General features: G+C 73.6%; 21 protein-coding genes, 2 tRNA genes and 1 pseudogene. 13 read left to right on the plus strand and 11 right to left on the minus strand.

Annotated elements, in window-relative coordinates; translation table 11 throughout:
* Together C1I92_RS00875 and C1I92_RS00880 are read left to right on the plus strand one after the other, a co-directional pair.
* On the plus strand, nt 1-365 hold a 365-nt coding region (locus C1I92_RS00875; RefSeq protein WP_146604968.1), incomplete at its 5' end, for a transposase.
* Between the two features lie 15 nt (nt 366-380).
* Entirely contained in the window at nt 381-818 is a 438-nt protein-coding gene (locus C1I92_RS00880; RefSeq protein WP_111252776.1) for a VOC family protein, read from the plus strand.
* Here the strand turns inward: C1I92_RS00880 and C1I92_RS00885 are convergent.
* The gene (locus C1I92_RS00885; RefSeq protein WP_111252777.1) at nt 815-1570 is read right to left on the minus strand and encodes a hypothetical protein; all 756 of its coding nucleotides are present in this window, start codon (nt 1568-1570) and stop codon (nt 815-817) included. The two genes, C1I92_RS00880 and C1I92_RS00885, sit on opposite strands and share 4 nt — an antisense overlap.
* A 366-nt stretch (nt 1571-1936) precedes the next feature.
* On the opposite strand from C1I92_RS00885, the pseudogene C1I92_RS35515 reads away from it, so the two are divergent.
* Nucleotides 1937-2464 (plus strand): annotated as a pseudogene (locus C1I92_RS35515) (class I SAM-dependent DNA methyltransferase); the annotation flags it as partial.
* Between the two features lie 508 nt (nt 2465-2972).
* On the opposite strand, the gene C1I92_RS00895 reads toward C1I92_RS35515, so the two are convergent.
* Nucleotides 2973-3063, minus strand: a tRNA-Ser gene (locus tag C1I92_RS00895).
* 80 nt (nt 3064-3143) lie between these two features.
* Here C1I92_RS00895 and C1I92_RS00900 point away from each other — a divergent pair.
* A complete protein-coding gene (locus C1I92_RS00900; RefSeq protein WP_199520831.1) occupies nt 3144-3797 on the plus strand; it encodes a phosphoribosyltransferase in 654 nt (217 codons plus the stop codon).
* Nucleotides 3798-3919: 122 nt separating this feature from the next.
* On the plus strand, nt 3920-5557 hold the full coding sequence (locus C1I92_RS00905) for an LCP family protein (protein WP_111252778.1): 1638 nt from the start codon (nt 3920-3922) through the stop codon (nt 5555-5557).
* A gap of 1 nt (nt 5558) precedes the next feature.
* Here the strand turns inward: C1I92_RS00905 and C1I92_RS33580 are convergent, their stop codons facing one another.
* The 5 genes from C1I92_RS33580 to C1I92_RS33590 form a co-directional block, all read right to left on the minus strand.
* Nucleotides 5559-6578 (minus strand): hypothetical protein, encoded by a 1020-nt coding sequence (locus C1I92_RS33580; RefSeq protein WP_158563856.1) that lies wholly within the window; start codon nt 6576-6578, stop codon nt 5559-5561.
* 39 nt (nt 6579-6617) lie between these two features.
* Entirely contained in the window at nt 6618-7094 is a 477-nt protein-coding gene (locus tag C1I92_RS00915) for a hypothetical protein (RefSeq protein WP_111252780.1), read from the minus strand.
* Nucleotides 7095-7121: 27 nt separating this feature from the next.
* Entirely contained in the window at nt 7122-7298 is a 177-nt protein-coding gene (locus C1I92_RS33585) for a hypothetical protein (RefSeq protein WP_158563860.1), read from the minus strand.
* A 168-nt stretch (nt 7299-7466) separates the two neighbouring features.
* A complete protein-coding gene (locus C1I92_RS00920) occupies nt 7467-9122 on the minus strand; it encodes a bis-aminopropyl spermidine synthase family protein (RefSeq protein ID WP_111252781.1) in 1656 nt (551 codons plus the stop codon).
* Between the two features lies 1 nt (nt 9123).
* Nucleotides 9124-9216: transfer RNA gene (locus tag C1I92_RS33590), tRNA-Ser, on the minus strand.
* 46 nt (nt 9217-9262) lie between these two features.
* Here C1I92_RS33590 and C1I92_RS00925 point away from each other — a divergent pair.
* A complete protein-coding gene (locus C1I92_RS00925) occupies nt 9263-10018 on the plus strand; it encodes a phosphotransferase (RefSeq protein WP_199520832.1) in 756 nt (251 codons plus the stop codon).
* Between the two features lie 197 nt (nt 10019-10215).
* Here C1I92_RS00925 and C1I92_RS00930 read toward each other — a convergent pair whose 3' ends face one another.
* Nucleotides 10216-11046: a sulfurtransferase gene (locus tag C1I92_RS00930; protein ID WP_199520833.1), complete on the minus strand. Its 831-nt coding sequence runs from the start codon at nt 11044-11046 to the stop codon at nt 10216-10218.
* Nucleotides 11047-11147: 101 nt separating this feature from the next.
* Between C1I92_RS00930 and C1I92_RS00935 the strand changes: the two genes are divergently transcribed.
* Both C1I92_RS00935 and C1I92_RS00940 read left to right on the plus strand, forming a co-directional pair.
* A complete protein-coding gene (locus C1I92_RS00935; RefSeq protein WP_111252784.1) occupies nt 11148-11588 on the plus strand; it encodes an SRPBCC family protein in 441 nt (146 codons plus the stop codon).
* A complete protein-coding gene (locus C1I92_RS00940) occupies nt 11585-11902 on the plus strand; it encodes an ArsR/SmtB family transcription factor (RefSeq protein ID WP_111252785.1) in 318 nt (105 codons plus the stop codon). Before C1I92_RS00935 ends, C1I92_RS00940 begins: the two co-directional genes overlap by 4 nt.
* Here the strand turns inward: C1I92_RS00940 and C1I92_RS00945 are convergent.
* Complete coding sequence (locus tag C1I92_RS00945) at nt 11899-12459, minus strand: hypothetical protein (RefSeq protein ID WP_111252786.1); 561 nt, start codon at nt 12457-12459, stop codon at nt 11899-11901. The two genes, C1I92_RS00940 and C1I92_RS00945, sit on opposite strands and share 4 nt — an antisense overlap.
* Entirely contained in the window at nt 12460-14091 is a 1632-nt protein-coding gene (locus C1I92_RS00950) for a long-chain fatty acid--CoA ligase (RefSeq protein ID WP_111252892.1), read from the minus strand. It abuts the gene before it with no gap.
* 139 nt (nt 14092-14230) lie between these two features.
* On the opposite strand from C1I92_RS00950, the gene C1I92_RS00955 reads away from it, so the two are divergent.
* From C1I92_RS00955 to C1I92_RS00970, 4 genes are all read left to right on the plus strand, one after another.
* Nucleotides 14231-15517, plus strand: a complete 1287-nt coding sequence (locus C1I92_RS00955) for a glycoside hydrolase family 15 protein (RefSeq protein WP_111252893.1) — start codon at nt 14231-14233, stop codon at nt 15515-15517.
* Between the two features lie 24 nt (nt 15518-15541).
* Nucleotides 15542-16420 (plus strand): hypothetical protein, encoded by an 879-nt coding sequence (locus C1I92_RS00960; protein ID WP_111252787.1) that lies wholly within the window; start codon nt 15542-15544, stop codon nt 16418-16420.
* Nucleotides 16421-16492: 72 nt separating this feature from the next.
* Entirely contained in the window at nt 16493-16852 is a 360-nt protein-coding gene (locus C1I92_RS00965) for a YciI family protein (protein ID WP_111252788.1), read from the plus strand.
* Nucleotides 16849-18066, plus strand: coding sequence for an RNA polymerase sigma factor (locus tag C1I92_RS00970; protein WP_199520834.1), 1218 nt, complete (start codon nt 16849-16851; stop codon nt 18064-18066). The genes C1I92_RS00965 and C1I92_RS00970 overlap by 4 nt, the downstream gene beginning before the upstream one ends.
* Here C1I92_RS00970 and C1I92_RS00975 read toward each other — a convergent pair.
* Nucleotides 18030-18620 (minus strand): dihydrofolate reductase family protein, encoded by a 591-nt coding sequence (locus tag C1I92_RS00975; protein WP_111252789.1) that lies wholly within the window; start codon nt 18618-18620, stop codon nt 18030-18032. The genes C1I92_RS00970 and C1I92_RS00975 overlap by 37 nt on opposite strands.
* A gap of 54 nt (nt 18621-18674) precedes the next feature.
* Here C1I92_RS00975 and C1I92_RS00980 point away from each other — a divergent pair, with 54 nt between their 5' ends.
* Nucleotides 18675-19595 (plus strand): RNA polymerase subunit sigma-70, encoded by a 921-nt coding sequence (locus C1I92_RS00980; RefSeq protein ID WP_111252790.1) that lies wholly within the window; start codon nt 18675-18677, stop codon nt 19593-19595.
* The last annotated feature ends 34 nt before the right edge of the window (nt 19596-19629 follow it).

The following is a 19629-nucleotide window of genomic DNA, read 5'->3' on the forward strand; positions in this document are numbered from 1 at the left end:
CGGAGCTGACCGCAGCCAAGATCGTCGGCGAGACCGCCGGCATCACCCGGTTCGCCAGCGAAGCCAAGTACGCCATGCACGCCGGTGTCGCCCCCGTCCCCGTGTGGTCGGGCCGGACCAAGGGCCGCGTGCGCATGAACAAATCCGGCAACCGGCAACTCAACGCCGCCCTGCACCGCATCGCGGTCACCCAGATCAGACTGCACGGACTCGGCCGTGCCTACTACAACAAACGCATCGCCACCGGCGACACCACCACCGAAGCCCTGCGAGCCCTCAAACGACGACTCGCCCGAACCGTCTTCAACACCCTGAAGAACAACCCATCAACCGCAACCGCGCCGAACCTCGCAGCAGCGGCTTGACATAGGAGAAACGCCATGGCCACTGTCACGCCGTATCTCTGTGTCGCCGACGCCGCCGCGGCGCTCGAGTTCTATGCCGCCGCGTTCGGCGCGGTCGAGACGTCGCGCTGGACCGACCCGGCGACCGGCTCGATCGGGCACGCCGAGTTCACCGTCGAAGGGGCGCTCGTCATGATCGCCGACGAGTGGCCCGAGGGTGGTGTCTACGCGCCGACCCCGGGCCGTTCGTCGGTGTCGCTCGTCCTCACCGTGGCCGACGTCGACGGGCTGTTCGAGCGGGCGGTCGCCGCCGGCGCCACGGTCGACCGTCCGGTCACGGACTCGCCGCACGGCCGCGGCGGGTGGCTGTTCGACCCGTTCGGTCACCGCTGGCATCTGTCCGCGCCCGGTTCCGCCGACGTGTCGAAGGCCGAGCTGCAGGCCGCCGTCGGCGACGACTACGTGATCAGCTAGTACCCGGCCGCCAGCAACGCGGCGTCGACGATCCGCGCGACGTCGACGAGCGTGTCGCCGCCACTGGCCACGCTGGCGGCGAGCGTCACCGAGACGTCGTCGCGGCGCCAGGCGACCTGCAGGTTCGACGGCGCGCTCAGCGACGCCCAGGCCTCGGTGCCGAGACTGGTGACGTCCTCGGTGCCGCCGCCGAGCAGGTCGGCGGCGCTGACCCAGTCGTCGAACGTGGAGATGCTGAGGACGAGCTCCTGGCCGGTGGCGCCGGTCCACGCGCAGCCCGGCCCGAACCCGTCGGCCGCCGACGTGTCCTCCGGCGTCGGGTTCGCGCCGATCAGCGCGGCGATCGCCTCGACTCCGAGTGTGCACGCGTCGATCGGCTGGGCGACGGGGTCGCCGGCCGGTGGGTCCTCGTCGGCGCCGCCCGGGTCGGGCTGCTCGCCGGCCCCGTCGCTGCCGGTGTCGCCTTCGCCTGCGGGTGCGCCCGCGGCATCGCCGCCGGCCGGTCCTGTTGCGCCGTCGCCGCCGTCCTGTCCGCCGTCGGCGGCGGGTGCCTCGGTGTCGTCCGCCGCGGGTGTCGCCGCCGGCGTCTCCCCCTCGGCGTCGGTCGGGGCCGGTGCGGGGGCAGTCGAGTCCCACGCCGGTGTCGGCGTCGACTCCGCGACCGGGTCGTCGTCACCGCCGCAGCCGGCCAGCGCGACAGCGGACAGAACCAGGGCAGCCGCGACCGCGGACCGCTTGGTCGAAGTGATCACCTGCGGAAACCTCTCGTGAGCACGTCGAAGCGGTCCCGACACTAGCAACAGAAATCGGACCAGCCCCTGGCCGTGTCGATAACGGTCGAGGAACGGATCCGGGCCGGAACGCACGTGGAACCTGGGATGACCTTGGGAGGATGCCGTCTTGGATCTGCCGGCGAGCACCCCGCGGCTCGGTACGACGAAGCGCTCCGGTGGTACGAGCAGGTCAGCGCGGATTCCAATCCCCTGCATTGGGCCGTCGCGTGCCGAGGGCGGTTCATTGGGACCGCAAGGCGTTGGTGATGCGGAGGCGGAGCGCTCCGATCGATAGGGCCGAAAATGGGTCGTCGGCGGGGCTGGAGGATCGTTAGCGTCAGGCACATGGTCTACGAGAGCCCGCTGGCCTACGCGCTCGGAATCGAGGGCATCGCCTTGCTGCGCGCCCTGGCCGACGGTGGCGGCCGTGACGCGGTGGAATCGCGGGTGGCGGAGATCCGGCGGCTGCTCGACGACGACTCACTGACTCGGGTGGCCGCCGACGTGGGCCGGGTGGATACGGTCACGGGTTACCGCCAGTGGTCCCGGGATTATGACGAGCCGGGCAATCCCGCCTTCGATGTGGACGAGCCCGTGATCGCCGACATCGTCGACGGGCTTCCGGCCGGTGATGCGTTGGACGCCGCCTGCGGGACCGGCCGGATCTCCCGGCTGCTGGCCGACCGCGGTCACCGGGTGCTCGGCGTGGACAGCTCGGCGGAGATGCTTGTCCGAGCGCGCACCCGGGTGCCCGAGGCCACGTTCCAGCCCGGCGATCTGACCGCGCTCCCGGTGCCCGCCTCCACGACCGATCTGGTCGTCTGCGCGCTGGCCCTGACCCACGTCCGTGACCTCGCGCCGGTGCTCGCCGAGTTCGCGCGAGTACTCCGCCCGGGAGGGCACGTGGTGCTGTCCGACATGCATCCCGAGACCGTGCTCCGTGGCTGGATCCCGTCCCTGGGCGGACCGGATGGCCGTCCCGTCCGGGTGACCAGCCATCGCCACTCGATCGGGGACTACGTGCGGGCCGCCGTGAGCGCAGGACTGCGCCCGTTGCGTTGCGAAGAACCCGTCCTCGAACCGCTGGTCGCCTCCGCCGAGCCGCCACCGGACCCGGCAGTCGTCGAAGCGCTGCATGATCCGAGCGTCTGGCCGTGGTCTCCGAGCGTGCTGGTGCCCCAGGCAGCGCGGGCGGCCGACGCCGGCGTCCCGGCCGGGCTGATATGGCACTTCCAGCTGTCGACGCACGCTGCTGGCGAGGATGGTGGCGGGCGACCCTGGCCATCAATGGCATCAAATGACACTGAGACCAGAACTGAGACCGGACGCACGTCGGGCCGGTCCTGGTCAGGACCGGCCCTCGGTATTCGTGCTGGTGGTGCGGAGGCGGCGGGATTTGAACCCGCGAGAGGGTTTGAGCCCTCAACCCGCTTAGCAGGCGGGCGCCATAAACCGGGCTAGGCGACGCCTCCATGCCTGGCGGAGCACTGAGTGCAACACCGGGCGACGCAAGGCTACCGTTCCGGCGCCGGAGACGGCAAAGTCAGATGGTGTGAGATCTCACGAGCGAGCCTGGCGCGATCGTCGCGAGGCCGGTGAGCTGCTGGGCGTGGCCGTCCAGGAGCAGCTCAGCGACGCCGGTGAGGTGGTGGTGCTGGGGCTGCCCAGAGGTGGGGTGGCGGTCGCGCGGCCCGTCGCCGAGGCCGTCGGCGGCGAGCTGGACGTGCTCGTGGTGCGGAAGGCCGGCGTGCCGTGGCAGCCGGAGCTGGCGCTGGGCGCGGTCACGGCGTCGGGGCATCGCGTCGTCAACGGGGAGGTCGCCCGGCGCACGCGACTGCGGCCGGACGAGATCGACGCGGTCTTCGAGCGGGCGCAGACGGCCGCGCGCGACCGGGAGCGGCTGCTGCGCGGCGACCGGCCGCCTGTGGAGACAGCAGGGCGGACGGTCGTGCTGGTCGACGACGGGGTGGCGACGGGTGCGACGATGCGAGCGGCGGCCGAGCTGGTGGCGTCGGCCGAGCCGCGGCCGACGGCGACGATCGTCGCGGTGCCGGTGGGTCCGAGGGACACCATCGACGAGCTGGCGGAGCTGGCCGACGCGGTCGTGGTGCTGCGGATCCCGGAGTCGTTCATGGCGGTCGGCGAGTGGTACGACGACTTCCGGCAGGTCGAGGACGCCGACGTCAGGGCGCTGCTGCGACCGTGACCGTGGTCACGTTCGCAACTTATCCACCGGTTCGCGCGTCTTGTATCAGAGGCGGTCGCCCGGACGTCCGCCTGGACCGGGCTGCGGTGTGATTATCCTGGCTTCGGCGGATAGAGCGGATCATGAGAGGTGACCGGCAGGTGCAGCGCGCACGACGAGCTCAGGGTGCTCGACGCGCTCGGCTGCAGAAGCGACGGCAGCAGCGGAACCAACGCTACGGCCGGTTCATCGGACTCACCGCGCTCGGCTCGCTGATCCCCGGCACCGGTCTGATCGCCGCGGGGAAGCGCCGCCTCGGCACCACCGTGCTCGTCATCCTCGTCGCCCTGATGATCCTCGGGCTCGCCGTCGTCGTGCTGATCCCGCCGACGGAGCTGGCGTCCTACGGCGGCGACCGGCAGATGATGCTGATCGTCGGGACGGCGCTCGCGGCCGGCGCCGTGGCGTGGCTGCTGATCGCCCTCGGCACGCATCGTTCGCTCGAACCGGACGGCCTGCCCACCGGGAAGCGGCTGGCCGGCGCGCTCGTCGTCATCGTCAGCGCGTCCGTCGTCGTGGCGCCGATGGCGGTCGGCTCGCGGTACGCGTTCACCCAGCGCGAGCTGGTCGGCAACATCTCCTCCAGCGGCGCCAGCAACACCACCCCCGAGGTCGACACGTCCGACCCGTGGGCGGACAAGCCGCGGCTCAACGTGCTGTTCCTCGGCGGTGACGCCGGCGAGGGCCGGTCCGGGCTGCGTCCGGACACCCAGATCCTCGCCAGCATCGACACCCACACCGGCGCGACGACGATGATCTCGCTGCCACGCAACCTGCAGAACTTCCCGTTCCCCGAGGGCACGCCACTGGCAGCGGCCTACCCGAACGGCTTCAGCGGCGGCGGCGACGCCGGCGAGTGGATGCTCAACGCCGTCTACGCGAACGTGCCGCGCGATCACCCCGAGGTGTTCGAGGGCGTCGGCGACCCGGGCGCGGACGCCACCAAGTGGGCCGTCGAGGGCGCGCTCGGCATCGACGTCGACTACTTCATCATGGTCGACCTCGCCGGCTTCGAGGCCGTCGTCGACGCGCTCGGCGGCATCACCGTCAACGTTCCGCGCGACATCCCATGGGGTAACAAGAGCCTGCCCGATGGCACCTGCACCGAGGCCAACGGCTACATCCAGCAGGGCGACAACCAGCACCTCGACGGGTTCCAGGCGCTCTGGTTCGCCCGCTCCCGCTGCGGCAGCGACGACTACGAGCGCATGGAGCGCCAGCGCTGCGTCATGAACGCGATCGTCGCCAAGGTCGACCCGGCGACGCTGCTCAGCCAGTACCAGAGCCTGGCCTCGGCGGCGGGCGACATCATCACGTCCGACGTGCCGGCCGACCTGTTCCCGGCGCTGATCGAGCTGATGGTGAAGGTCCGCACGCAGCCGCTGGAGAGCCTGACGCTGGACAACGAGTTCTTCGGCAGCATGGGCACCACGTCCGCCGACCCCGACTACGACGCGCTGCACGCCCGCGTCCAGGAGATCCTCACCGCACCGGACGACGCGGCCACGCCGGACCCGGGCGAGACGGGGACGCCCGGTGACACCACCGAGGCGACCGGGCAGAACGCCGACGACGCGGCCAGTGACGGCTCCGGCGCCGCGATCGAGCACGCCTCCGACGACGCCGACGCCGAGGCGGAGCAGCCGGCCGAGGAACCCACCGAAGGTGCGACGGACGAGCCCGCGGCCGACGAGCCGGTCGACGCCGGCAGCGTCTGCTGACCTACTCGTACAGCACGTAGTCGGGCACCGGCGTCAGCGCCAGCACCTGCGCCGGCGTCATGAGCGGCCCGCGCTCGGTGTCCTCGTCGAAGAACAGCTTGAATCCGGCGGCGACGTGCGGCGGCTTGGTGGCCATCAGCGTCCGCCAGGTCTGCTCCTTCTCCGCCTGCGTGCCGATGCCGTCCACGCTCTTGATGGACACGACGCCCGGGTGCGGCTGCAGCGTCGCCTCGTCGGCGACGACCGACGCGTGCACCTGGTGGAACACCATCACCTTCTCCGGCAGGTCGTGCTCGGCCACCAGCGTGGACAGGTAGGCGGCGACGGAGTCCAGCTCGGCGCCGGTCGTGTTGCCGTACACGCGGCCGGGCACCTCACCGGGGTCGACGGCCCACTCCGGATCCAGCGCCAGGCCCACGTCGGGCTCGGTCAGCCACGACTCCAGCCGGGTCACCTCGTCGAGGAAGTCCGACCGGCCGGGCTGGATGTTGAGCAGCAGCAGCGCGCCGTGCCGCCGGGCCGCCGCGAGGTAGGCGGCGATGACGTCGTCGGGCTCGTGCGTGCGGTACAGCCCGTCGGCCGCCGGTGACCCGTGCGCGACCACCGTGATCAGCTCGAACACCGGCAGGACGGTGCGCCCGTCGGCCGCGTACTGGGCGGCGAGCGCGTCGATCTGTGCCGCCGCGGCGTCCAGCCCGTCCTCGGTGAGCCGGCCGAACGACGGCGACCGGCCGCCGGAGAAGCCGACCAGCCGGTGCGTCGGCAGGATCGTCCGGGCGCCGTCGGGCAGCGTGGCCGGCGGGTCCGGCGTCGGCGTCGGGCTGGGCGAGCGGCCCACGCCGTCCGGCCCGAGCGGTCGCGGCCCGGACGTCGCGTCGCCGGGCCCGTCGGGCATGGGTGACGGCGTCGGGCCCGCCGCCCAGGGCGCCTCGGGGGTGCGGCCGCCGTCGTCGCCACCGTCGCCGGCCGCGCATCCGGTCATCGTCAGCGCGGTCAGCAGCAGGAGCAGAGCCCTACGCACCCACCCAAGTCTCGCCCGGCCTGCCGGAATTGCAACCGTTCAGCCGAGCTCGTCCTGACCGGAGAGCGGACGGTAGCCGCGGTCCTGGTTCAGCCGGCCGCGCAGCTCCCGGGCCAGCGTCCGCGGCTCGACGTCGATGGACGTGGTGCGGATGAGGCTCTGCCGCCCGCCGGAGAGGTCGACGGAGACGATCGTGCCATCGGTCTGGACCTTGCGGACGTCGCGCCACGGCACCCGCCGCCCGACGCCGAACCCCGTCGCGTTGACGAAGCCGTCGTCGTCGAGCACCAGCCTGGTGCCGCGGCCGAACACCCGCAGCACGCCGACCACCAGCACCACGAGGCAGACGAGCGACGCCAGCGCCAGCAGCACGAGCAGCGTGCCCTCGAGCCAGCCGGCGAGGTCGACCGACAGCACGACCATCAGCGCGATGGTGATCAGGCCGAGACCGGCGGCGCCTACCCCGACACCGCGGACCGCGAGCTGGACCGGTGGGCCGTAGACGGTGCGTGTCACGGCCCCAGTGTGTCACGGGCCTGCAGGTCAGGCCGTGGAGGCCATCCGTGCCCGGTTCTCGGCGATGATCCGGCACAGCGGGCACAGATCGAGCCCGTGCCGGCGGGTCCAGCCGGACAGCGTCGCGCGGGCATGGTGCGGCGTCGTGCCCGTGGTTCCCAGGTCGCCGCATTGGTCGCAGACGATGGCCACCTGTGCGCTCATGGTCTCCTACCTGTCTGTCGTGCGCCGCCCCCGGCGCGTCCCCACCCTGTGTCAAGGATGCCTGACCGCCAGTGATGTGGCGAGCAAACTCGCCGTGCATGACGATCGAAAACGTCCGTGACCTGCGTCCAGGCTAGCGATCACAACGGTGCGAGGTGGGCATAACGATCAATTGCGGTCGATGATCGCGGCAATGCGGTGAACGGGCAGCTCGATCAGCGGCGCGTCGAGCACGGACGGGGGCACGCCGGACTCGTCGACCAGGCGGCGCGCCTCGTTCTTGGTGAGCGGCTCCCCGCCGGCTCGCCGGCTCGCCTTGATCAGCGCGTCGCGCCAGGCGGAGCTCAGCCGGCGGTGCGCGTGGTCGAGCAGGAACCTCCGCGCGACGGCGTCCGGCGGCAGGTCCGCGGCAGGCACCTCGGCAGCCTCGACGATCGCGTGCTTGGAATCCGGTGTGCTGCGCCGGAACCGCAGCCGCCACTTCGGCCCGACCAGCCGCTGCAGGTCCTGCTGGCCGGCCTGGGAGGTGACGGCGGGGTGGTTGTTCTGGACGGCGGCGGCGAGCCGGCGTGCGTCGAGCGCCAGCAGCGTCCGCAGCAGCCAGCCGCCCGGATCGCCGACGAGGTGGACGGCGACCGCGGCCGAGCGCGCGTTCGGGATCGCCGCCGCGGCTCGTCCGGCGAACACGTCGGACAGGGCGACCCCGACGGGCGACCCGTCCCCGGACGGTCGACGTGGGGCGACGAGCGCGCCGACGGGCAGCGCTTCGGGTCCCGCGGCGGCGGCCAGCAGCGCCGTCAGCACGTCGTCGGCGGCTGGGCGGGCGCCCTCGAGCGACTGGCTGCCGTGCGTGTAGATGTTCACCGGCTGCTGCGCCGACCGCGCCAGCGCCGGCCAGGTCGCCGTCGTCGGCTGGCACACGTAGAGGTCGCTGGCGCTGCCGACCGCCTGGGCGCCGGTGTAGCGGTTGAAGTGCGGCAGGATCGCCTCGGTCGCGAGCGCGAGGTCGACCAGCTCGCGCTGCACCTTCAGCCCGAGCGCCGGCTGGTGCCGTCCGTATCCGTAGGCCATGACGAGGCGGCCGTTCGTGCGGTCGCGCAGGCTCTCCAGGCCGCGGGCGAGGAACAGCCGGACGCCTTCAGGGGTGTAGGGCGGGTCGGTGAAGACGAGGTCGCCGGTCTCGCGGACGGCTGAGGGCAGGCCGAACCGGAAGTCGGCGTAGGCGGTCCGGATCGGCAGCCCGAGTTCCGCCGCCTGCTCGTCGACGAACCGGAGCAGCGTCTCGTCCAGGTCCGCGACCACGACGTTCACCCGCGGGTTGACCAGGCCGACCGCGATCGACGTGAGGTCGTGGTCGCCGACGCAGACCAGCGTCGCGCCGTCGAGGTCGAACGTGCTGTTCAACCAGAGCGCGCGGCGCAGCGCGGTGACCGGCGTCGCGGGGACGTGATCGAGCGCGGCGACCGCCGCCGGCGCGGCCGCGATGACCGCGGCGAGGCGCCGCGCGACCTCGTCGTCCGGCGGCGGGTCGGCCGGGCCCGGCAGCGCGGTCACCGTCAGGCCGTCGAGCCCGAACCGCTCCCGGTACCGCGACCCGTCGCGGACGGTGTAGCCGCGTGCCGTGGTCCGCAGATCGCCGCCGAGCGCCTCCAGCAGCCGCTCGACCAGCCGCCGCGGGACGGCGTGCCGCCGGACCAGGTCGTCCAGCGTGATCGGGCCGCTGACCAGGGCGGACAGCGTCTCCCGGAGTGGGCGCGCGGCGATGCCGAGCCCCGACACCAGGTCGGCGACACGGTCGATGGCGTCGGCGTTCGGCGAGTCCAAGCGGAGGGCATGGGATTCGAACCCATGAGGACGGAGAGGGCCCCGCCCTAGAACTTTTCAAGAGTTCCCCGTTCGGCCACTCCGGCAGCCCTCCAGGCAGGTGCAAGTGTGCCATGTCCGGCGTGTGGCAGCATCGAGCGGTGAGCGAGGCCGAGACGCCGTTGCCGGGTGGCCGGGCGGACGGCGCCGTCCGGGTCGGCGACACCGTGCGGCGGCCGGCCGGCCCGTGGACGCCGGCGGTGCACGCCCTGCTGGACGGGTTGCGCGCCGCCGGTCTGGACGGCGTCCCGCCGGTCCATGGCGTCGACGAGCGGGGACGCGAGGTGCTCGGGCTGATCCCGGGCCGGGCGATCGCGCGCGACGAGGTCGTCTCCGACGCGTTGCTGGCCGACGGGGTGCGCTGGCTGCGCCGCTTCCACGACGCCGTCGCCGGATACCGGCCGGCGGGCGAGGTCACGTGGCGGCACGGGCGGCGGGCGCTGGCCGACGGCGAGATCGTCTGCCACAACGATCCGGCCGCCTACAACTGGATCGCGTCCGGCGACCGCGTCGTCGGGGTGGTCGACTGGGACATGGCCGGGCCGGGCGTCGCGCTGGACGACCTGGCGTTCGTCGCGTGGATGTCGGTGCCGCTGCGGACCTCGTCGCCGGTCGACGACGTCGCGCGGCGGCTGCGGTCGATGGCGTCGGCGTATGGCGACGTGACGCCGTTGGAGCTCCTAGCTCACGTCCGGCGGCGGATGACGATGGCCGCCGACCGGATCGAGGCCGGTCAGCGCCGTGGCGATCCGGGGCTGCTGAACCTCGCGGCGACCGGTGAGCCGGGCCGGACCCGCTCGGCGCTGGCCGCGCTGGCCGGCCGGGAGCCGGCGATCGTCGCCGCCCTCCGCGGCTGACGTTCCGGCTGCCGGGTCGCGGCCGGAATCGCGGCGGCGGCCGGGAGATGCAGCCCGCCCGGCTGGGAGGGCACCCACCCTATGGGCGGGTACCGACAACGTCGGAGGAACGGCGCGCGCCACCTGCGACGTTGTGGTCGGATGCCGAACGGGCATGGCGACGCTGGCTGAGCTGCGCGCGGACGCAGTCTCACCGGTCAGGGGCCGGTGGCGGCGGGGCGGTCCGGGTCGGCGGACCACTGCGACCACGAGCCCGGGTACAGCGTCGCGTCGATGCCGGCGAGCGCGAGCGCGGCGATCTCGTGCGCCGCTGTGACGCCGGAGCCGCAGTAGACGCCGACGGGGCGGGAGCCGTCGACGCCGAGGGCGGCGAAGCGGGCGCGCAGCGCCGCCGGGTCCAGGAACCGGCCGGTGGCGTCGACGTTCTCCGTGGTCGGCGCGCTCGCCGCCCCCGGGATGTGCCCGGCCCGCGGGTCGATCGGCTCGGTCTCGCCGCGGAACCGCTCCCCGGCGCGCGCGTCCAGCAGCATCCCGCCGTCGGCGAACCCGGCGACGGACTCCACCTCCAGGGTGGGCAGGGAGTCGGGCCGCAGCACCACGTCACCGGCGGGCGGCGTCACCGGCCCCGTCTCCAGCTCGCCGCCGGCCGCCGTCCAGGCGGCCAGCCCGCCGTCGAGCAGCCGCACGTCGGACAGGCCGGCCCAGCGCAGCAGCCACCACGCCCGCGCCGCGGACATCCCGCCGAGATCGTCGTACGCGACGACGGTGTCGCCAGCACGCACGCCCCACCGCCGGGCCGCCGCCTCCAGCACCTCGACGGACGGCAGCGGATGCCGGCCGGCCGACGGTGACGGCGGTGCGGCCAGCTCGGTCTCCAGGTCGGCGTAGACCGCACCGGGCAGATGACCGGCCAGGTAGTGGTCGTGGCCGTGCGGGTCGCCGAGCTTCCAGCGGACGTCCACGAGCACGGTGCGCTCCCCCGCGGCCAGCCGCCGGCCGAGCGAGTCGGTGTCGATCAGCACGCTCACACCGCTCACGCTAGCCCACGTCGACCAGCAACCCGCGGGTTGCACAAGCACACCAACATGTGCAACCCTGAGGTTGCACTAAGGAGAGAGGAAGGCACGGAATGACCGACCGCATCGAACGAGACATCGTCATCGCCGCCACCCCGCAGCGGGTCTGGGAGATCGTCACCCGGGCCGAGCACCTCGGCACCTGGTTCGCCGACGCCGGCGCCCAGATCGACCTGCGGCCCGGCGGCGCTCTCACACTCACCTGGAAGGAGTACGGCGTCTCGCGCGGCATCGTCGAGACCGTCGAGCCGCACACGACGTTCGCGTTCCGCTGGGCGCTCGACGACGGCGCGCCGGGCGAGGGCAACTCGACCCGCGTCGAGTTCACGCTCAGCCCCGACGGCGACGGCACCCGGTTGCGGGTGGTCGAGACCGGGTTCGAGGACCTGGCCGGCGGCCCGGAGGCCCAGGCGAAGCACGTCGAGCAGAACACCGCGGGCTGGCAGGCAGAGCTGGACGAGCTGCGCACCTACGCGGAGTCGACCCCGGCATGAACCTGCTCGACGCGGTGCTGGTCGCGCTCGCCGAGCCGACCCGGCGGCAGCTGCTGGACCTGCTGGCCGAGCGGGGCGAGGCGAGCGCCAGCACGCTGGCCCAGGCGCTGCCGGTGACCCGGCAGGCGATCGTCAAGCACCTCGCCGTGCTCGACGACGCCGGCCTGGTCAGCAGCCGGCGGGCCGGGCGCGAGGTGCGCTACCGGACCCGGCCGGAGCGGCTGGCGCAGGCGGCCCGCGACCTCAGCGAGCTGGCCACCGCGTGGGAGACCCGCCTGGCGACGATCAAGCGCCTGGCCGAGGAGGGCGACTAGGAGACGGGCCGGGACCACGTCTCGTGCGTCGCGATGACGGCGGACGAGTGGGCCCGGCCGTCCGCGGCGCCGACCTCGGGCCGGCCGAGCACCCGGGCGCCGTCGACCTCCAGCGTCGCGTCGGTGCAGAACGTGAGCAGGTTGGTCAGTGTCCACGGCACGCCGCCGAGCCGCCAGTCCACCGCCTGTCCCGGCCGCGTCTCGACCGGCCGGCTGATCGTCGTGACGACGCGGCTGCCGTCGGCGCCGACCACCTTCGCGCGGGCGTGGTCGGAGCCGATGTGCCATTCGACGACGTCGCACTCGACCGGGTCGCCGATCTCCGGCAGTCCCTCCAGTTCCGGGAACCAGCGGCTGAACGTCTCGGCCAGCCAGCCGCCGAGCGTCGCGTCGGGCGTGAGCAGCCGGACGACGTCGTCACCGTCGACCCAGGCCAGCACGGCCAGCCCGGACCCCTCCGTGCTCCACTCCGCCTCCCACAGCGAGACGAACCCGGCGCGGGCGTCGGCGCGCATGAGCGTGGCGCAGGGGTTGGCTCCGATGAACTCGACCGGCATTCAGCCGAGCGTAGTGACGTTCAGGTCGTCGTGGGCGTAGGCCGCGCGAATGATCTTCTTGTCGAACTTGCCGACGCTGGTCTTCGGAATCTCCGGCACGACCGCCCAGCGCTCCGGCAGCTGCCACTTCGCCACCTTCGTGGACAGGAACTCGCGCAGCTCCGACACCTCGACCGACGCGCCCTCCTTGATGACGACGGTGGCCAGCGGGCGCTCACCCCACGTGTCGTCCGGCACGCCGACGACGGCGGCCTCGACGACGTCGGGATGGGCGGCGAGGTGGCCCTCCAGCTCGACCGAGCTGATCCACTCGCCGCCGGACTTGATGACGTCGCGGGCGCGGTCGGTCAGCCGCAGGTAGCCGTCGTGCGTGATGGTGCCGACGTCGCCCGTGCGCAGCCAGCCCTCGTCGAAGCGCTCCTCGTCGTCGTCCAGGTAGTACGAGCCGGTGATCCACGGGCCGCGGACCTCCAGCTCGCCGACCGACGCGCCGTCCCAGGTGATCGTCTCGCCGTCCGGCCCGACCAGCCGGGCCTCGACCGGCGCGGCGAACCGGCCCTGGGTGAGCCGGTACCCGTCGACGTCCTCCTCCTTGGCGCCGGCCGGCGGCCGGGAGAGCGTGCCGAGCGGGCTCATCTCCGTCATGCCCCACGCGTGCAGGCCGGTGATGCCGCGCGCGTCCAGCCCGCGCATCAGCGCCTCCGACATCGCCGACCCGCCGACGACCAGGTCGGTCAGCGAGGAGAGGTCCGCCTCCGGGTGCGCGTCGGCGTACTGCAGCAGCCCCATCCAGACCGTGGGGACCCCGGCGCCCTTGGCCGGCCGGGCCGCGGCGATGAACGCGGCCAGCGGCTCCGGGGCGAGGAAGCGGTCCGGCATCGCCAGCGACGTGCCGGTGGCGAACGCGGCGTACGGGAGTCCCCAGGCCAGGACGTGGAACTGCGGGACGACGGTCAGCAGCAGGTCGCGCGCGGACAGGTCGAACACGTCGGGCATCGCCTCGGCCAGCGCGTGCAGATAGATGGAGCGGTGGCTGTAGACGACGCCCTTGGGGTGGCCGGTGGTGCCGGACGTGTAACACATCGCGGCGGCCGCGCGCTCGTCCACCTCGGGCCAGTCGTAGGTGACCGGCTGCGCCGCCAGCAGCGACTCGTAGTCGTGCACGCCGACGCCGGTGCCCTCCAGGACACCGCGGTCGGCGGCGCCGGCGACGATGACGTGCCGCACCGACTTCAGCGACGGCAGCAGCTTGGCGAACCCGGGCAGCAGCGAGTTGTCGACGATGACGACGCGGTCGGCGGCGTGGTTGGCGGTGAACGCGATCTGCTCCGGGAACAGCCGGATGTTCAGCGGATGCAGCACCGCGCCCATCGCCGGGACCGCGAAGTACGCCTCGACGTGCCGGTTGTTGTTCCACATGAACGTCGCGACCCGGTCGCCGGGCTGCACGCCCAGCGCCGCCAGCGCGCCGGCCAGCCGGGCCGCGCCGCGCGCGACGTCGGCGAACGTCGTCTCGTGCAGGCCGGACGCGGTTCCGGTCGCCGTGACGACGCGGCTGCCGCCGTGGATCGTCGCTCCGTGCTCGAGCAGCCGGCGGATCTGCAGTGGAACGTCCATCATCGTGCTGGTGATCACGAGACCCTCCTCAGAGAGGACCCGGCGACGCCGCGTCTGTCACTCCCACCCTGCCGCAGGAACACAGCCTGCGGAAGCCTTGATCGAGATCTACGTCCAGGGGCGCGTCCGGCGCGTCCGTGCTTAGGGTGTGCCGATGCAGACAGCAGTGCTCGGCACCCGCGGCACGGCGTGGTCGCCGGAGACGCGCCTCTACTCCGACGGGGTGGTGATCGGCGCCGACGGCGCGCCGCTGCTGGTCCCGCCGCACGGCGGGCTGCGCCGGCTGCCCGGCACCGGCTACCTCGACCCGGCCTCCGGTCCGCTGACCGGCGCGGCCGTACCCACCGCCGACGAGGTCGACGCCGCGCGCGAGCTGCTCGCGGCCACCGAGCTGCCCGGCCGGGACACGCCGTACCGGGCGATGGCCGAGGAGGCGCTGGTCGACATCGGCGTGCTGACGTTCCCGAACGGCGCCGCGGTCGCGGCCGGCAGCCCGTACTGGCGCTACGTGTGGCCGCGCGACGCCGGCTACATGGCCGCCGCGCTGACGGTGTGCGGCCGGCCGGAGCCGGCGTACGCGCTGCTGGCGTACGTGGCCGCGATGCAGGAGGCGGACGGCACCTGGCAGGCGCGCTACCTGCCCGACGGCTCGCGCGACGTGCCGGATGACCGCGGGCTGCAGCTCGACGGCATCGGCTGGACGCTGTGGGCGACGTGGGTGTGGGCCGGCGCGACCGGCCGCGACCCCGGCTCGCTGGCGCCGATGATCCGCGCCGCCGTCGAGGCCGCGCTGGCCGCGCTGGACCCGTTGACCGGGCTGCCGCGGGCGTCGCAGGACTTCTGGGAGATCGACCTCGACGAGGCGACGCTCGGCTCGGCGGCGCCGCTGCTGCTCGGCCTGCGAGCCGGACGCGACCTGCTGCGCCTGCTCGATGGGGCGGACGGCGGCGGGCTGGCGGCGCGCGCGGCCGACGGCGCCGAGCGGCTGGCGGACGCCGTCACCGCCGGGTTCGGCGCGCACGGCTACACCCGGCGGATCAGCGGCGACGGTGGCCGGGACGCGTCCGTGGCGTTCCTGCTCCCGCCGTTCGCCCCGGCCGGCGACGACGCGGTCGCGGCGGCCTGGCGCGACGCCGTCGACGCGACCACCGTCGGCAACGGCGGCGTCCGCCCCGGCGAGGAGTGGACCGACCTCGTCACCGGCTGGACGCCGCAGGTGTCGCTGCACGCGCTGACGGCGGCGTCGCTCGGCGAGACCGCGCTCGCGCACCGGCTGCTGAGCTGGCTGGACCTGCGCCGGACGGCGCTCGGCGCGCTGCCGGAGAAGGTCACCGCCGACGGCCGCCCGGCCGCCGTCGCGCCGCTCGGGCTGACCGGCGCGACCGTGCTGCTGGCGCTGGCCGCGCTGGACGGACGGCCGCTGCCGACCCCTGCCGCCTGACCGCTCCCGGGGAGATACTGGACCATGCGCCGGCTGCGGTTCCTGCTGATGCTCCTGGTCACCGTGATCCTGGCCGGCACCGTGGCCGCCATCCTGGCGCTGACCTCCGACGGTGAGGACGACGTCGCCGCCGGGGACGACGACGGCCCGGTGCCGGAGCTGACCGTCACGGCCGAGATCCGGCGCTCGTTCAACCGGTCCGGGCTGGTCGTCATCGCCGTCACCAACCACGGCGCCGTGCCGGTCACCGTCACGTCCGCGGAACTGCTCAGCGACTCCTTCGAGCCCACCGGCCCGCAGCCGTTCGACGTCACCATCCCACCCGGCGACACCCCACGCGACCTCCAGGTCGAGTACGGCCTGGCCACGTGCCCGGACGGCATCGACTCGGCGGCGGTCGAGTCGCGGGTCGAGCTACGGGCCACCGCCGAGGGCGGCGGCGAGCACGCGCTGGTGCTCGACCTGCCCCACCCCAACGGCACGCTGGACCGGCTGCTGCGCACCGACTGCCGCGATGCCGCACTGGCCGAGGCCGTCACCCTGACGATGGGCCCGCTCACGCCGCGCGACGACGACACACTCACCGGCGTCCTCACGGTGACCCGGGTCGACGGCGGCGCCGTGCCGGCCGTCGTCACCGACACCCGCGGCAGCGTGCTGTTCACGATCACGCCGCAGGCCGACCCGGCGCTGCCGCCCGGCCAGTTGCGCATCGTCGCCGACGTCCTGGGCTGTACCGGCCACGCGATCGGCGACGCGAAGCGGCCGTACGGCTTCACCGCGTGGATCGACCTCGGCGACGGCGAGGAGATCCCCACCGCGATCCCCGTCGACGACGCGCACAAGGCCGCCCTCACCGCCATGCAGCCGATCCGCTGCGCCGTCCAGGGCGACGACCGCTGACCGAGCTGTCGAGAACCGGGGCACGGCTCCGACCCACTGCCGACAGTGCCGCACACGAGACGGGAGCACCTGATGAAGTACATGATCATGATGTTCGGCGACGCCGAGACGATGATGGGCACGGCCTCGAAGGAGTGGATCGAGGAGATGATCGGCTTCATGGTCCAGCTGGACAAGGACCTGGAGGACTCCGGCGAGCTTGTCTTCCAGCAGGGGCTGGCCGACTCGTCGACGGCGAAGACGGTCGAGCTGCAGGACGGGCTGCCGGTCGCCACCGACGGGCCGTTCGCGGAGGCGAAGGAGTCGCTGATCGGCTTCTGGGTCGTCGACGTCGAGAGCGAGGAACGGGTGCTGGAGATCGCCGGGCAGATCGCGAAGTACGCCGGCCGACTGGAGGTCCGCCCGGCGATGGACGCCCCACCGGACCTGTGACCGACCACGCGGTCGAGGACCTGCTGCGCGCCGCCGCGCCGCAGGTCCTCGGCATGCTCGTGCGCAAGTACGGGCAGTTCGACGCGTGTGAGGACGCCGTGCAGGAGGCGTTGCTGGCGGCCGCGACGCAGTGGCCGGCCGACGGCGTGCCGGACAGCCCGCGCTCGTGGCTGGTGACGGTCGCCTCGCGCCGGTTCGTCGACGAGGTGCGCAGCGCGGAGGCGCGCCGGCGTCGCGAGGAGACGGTGGCCGCGCTCGACCTCGTCGAGCCGGGTGAGGTGGAGCAGTCCGACGACACGCTCACGCTGCTGTTCCTGTGCTGTCACCCCGAGCTACCGCTGCCGGCCCAGCTGGCGCTGACGCTGCGCGCCGTCGGCGGGCTGACGACGGCCGAGATCGCGGCCGCGTTCCTGGTGCCCGAGGCGACGATGGCACAGCGGATCAGCCGGGCCAAGCAGCGGCTGCGCGCCGGTGGCGCCCGGTTCGGCCCGCCGCCGCCGGAGCAGCGGGCCGAGCGGCTGCGCGCCGTCCTGCACGTGCTGTACCTGATCTTCAACGAGGGCCACACCGCCAGTTCCGGCACGGCGACGCGGCGGGCCGACCTCACCACGGAGGCCATCCGGCTGACCCGGCTCCTGCACGGGTTGGCGGCCGGCGACGGCGAGGTCACCGGGCTGCTGGCGCTGATGCTGCTCACCGACGCCCGCCGGGCGGCGCGGAGCACGGCCGACGGTGTCCCCGTCCCGCTGGCCGAGCAGGACCGGTCCCGCTGGGACGCCGCGCAGATCGCCGAGGGCGTCGCACTGCTCACCGGCGTGCTGGGCGGCGGCCCGGTCGGCCCGTACCAGCTGCAGGCCGCCATCGCCGCCGTCCACGACGAGGCGCCGACCGCCGGCGACACCGACTGGCCGCAGATCCTCGCGCTCTACGAGGTGCTGGAGCGGGTCTCGCCCGGCCCGGTCGTCACGCTGAACAAGGCCGTCGCCGTCGCGATGGTGCACGGGCCGCGGGCCGGGCTGGCACTGCTCGGCACGCTCGACGCCGACGAGCGGATGGCGCAGACGCACCGGCTGGACGCCGTCCGCGGCCACCTGCTGGAGCTGGCCGGCGATCCGGACGGCGCCCGCGCGGCGTATCTGCGGGCGGCCGGCCGGACCGCGAGCGTGCCGGAGCAGCGCTACCTGGCGCTGCGCGCCGCCGGGATCACCCGATAGACCACGTGGGTGGCGGCGTCGGTCTGCACCGTGCTGACGGGCGCCAGCTCGACGTGGCCGGTGGTCCGGTCGAACAGCGGGGTGCCGTCGCCGAACAGCACCGGCACGACGTGCAGCGAGATCTCGTCGACCAGGCCGGCGGCGAGGTACTGGCGGGCGACGTCGGCGCCGCCCATGACGCAGACGGCGCCGTCGCCGGCCGCGGCCCGGGCCTGGGCGAGGGCGTCCTCGATGCCGCCGGTGGCGAACGTGTAGACGCCGTTCTCGGGTGACTCCGGCGGCGCCTCGTGCGTCACGACGACGGCCGGCCGCCGGGCCGCGCCGGTCGGGCCGTCGGCGCCCCACCAGGGCACGGCGTCGTCGTAGTTGCGCCGGCCGGTGATGACCGCGCCGAGGCCATCGAGGGCCTCGCTCAGCAGCGCCGCGCCGCTCTCGGTGCGGACCCAGTCGTGCAGGCGCTCGCCGCCGCGTCCGAGGGGCTCCTCGGGGGTGCGGCCGGCCGCCGTGATGTAGCCGTCGAGGGAGATGCTGATGTCCAGGGTGAGTGTGTTCATGCCCCCTGTAACGACGCCGTGCGCGCCGACTCATCGGTTCTGCAGAATGTCCCGATGGACGACTTCCCGGCGGCCATCCACCAGCACCGGCGCGAGCTGCACGTGCACTGCTACCGGATGCTCGGCTCGTTCGACGACGCCGAGGAGGTCGTGCAGGAGGCGCTGCTGCGGGCGTGGACGCACCGCGACTCGTTCGACGGCGGCAACCTGCGCGCCTGGCTCTACCGCATCGCCACCAACGCCTGCCTGGACCTGCTGCGGCAGCGCAACCGGCGGCCCGAGCAGGTGCGTTCCTTTGCCGAGGTTCCGTGGCTGCAGCCCTACCCGGACCGGCTGCTCGACCAGGTCGCGCCGAGCGCGGACGAGCCGGAGGCCGTCGTCGTCGGGCGGGAGACGATCGAGCTGGCGTTCGTCGCGGCGATGCAGGCGCTGCCGGCCCAGCAGCGGGCCGTGCTCATCATGCGCGAGGCGATCGGCTGGTCGGCGGCGGAGACGGCGGCGATCCTGGAGACGTCGGTGCCGGCGGTGAACAGCGCGCTGCAACGGGCGCGGGCGACGCTGCACCGCGCGCCGCGGCCGGACTCCGGCCCGTCGCGCACCGTGCTCAGCGCCGACGAGCGTGACCTGCTGGACCGCTACATCGCGCTGAGCGAGCGCCCCGACGCCGATCGGATGGCCGCGCTGGTCCGCGACGACATCCGGGTCACGATGCCGCCGCAGCCGGTCTGCTACGACGGCTGGGCCGCGCTGGCGCCGCTGCATGCGGCGGCCGCCGAGCACGGCGACTGGCGGCTGCTGCCCACGACGGCGAACCGGCTGCCGGCGGCCGCCTGCTATCTGCGCCCACCGGGCGAGTCGGCGTTCACGGCCTTCAAGATCGACGTGCTCCGGGTCGAGGACGGCCTGATCGCCGAGGTCACCACGTTCGGCCCCGAACTGTTCCCCGCCTTCGACCTCCCCGCCGAGCTCCCATGATCATCAATGATCGAATCCGGCCGATCATTGATGA

The organism is Jiangella anatolica, from assembly GCF_003236295.1.
Classification (GTDB): Bacteria; Actinomycetota; Actinomycetes; order Jiangellales; family Jiangellaceae; genus Jiangella; species Jiangella anatolica.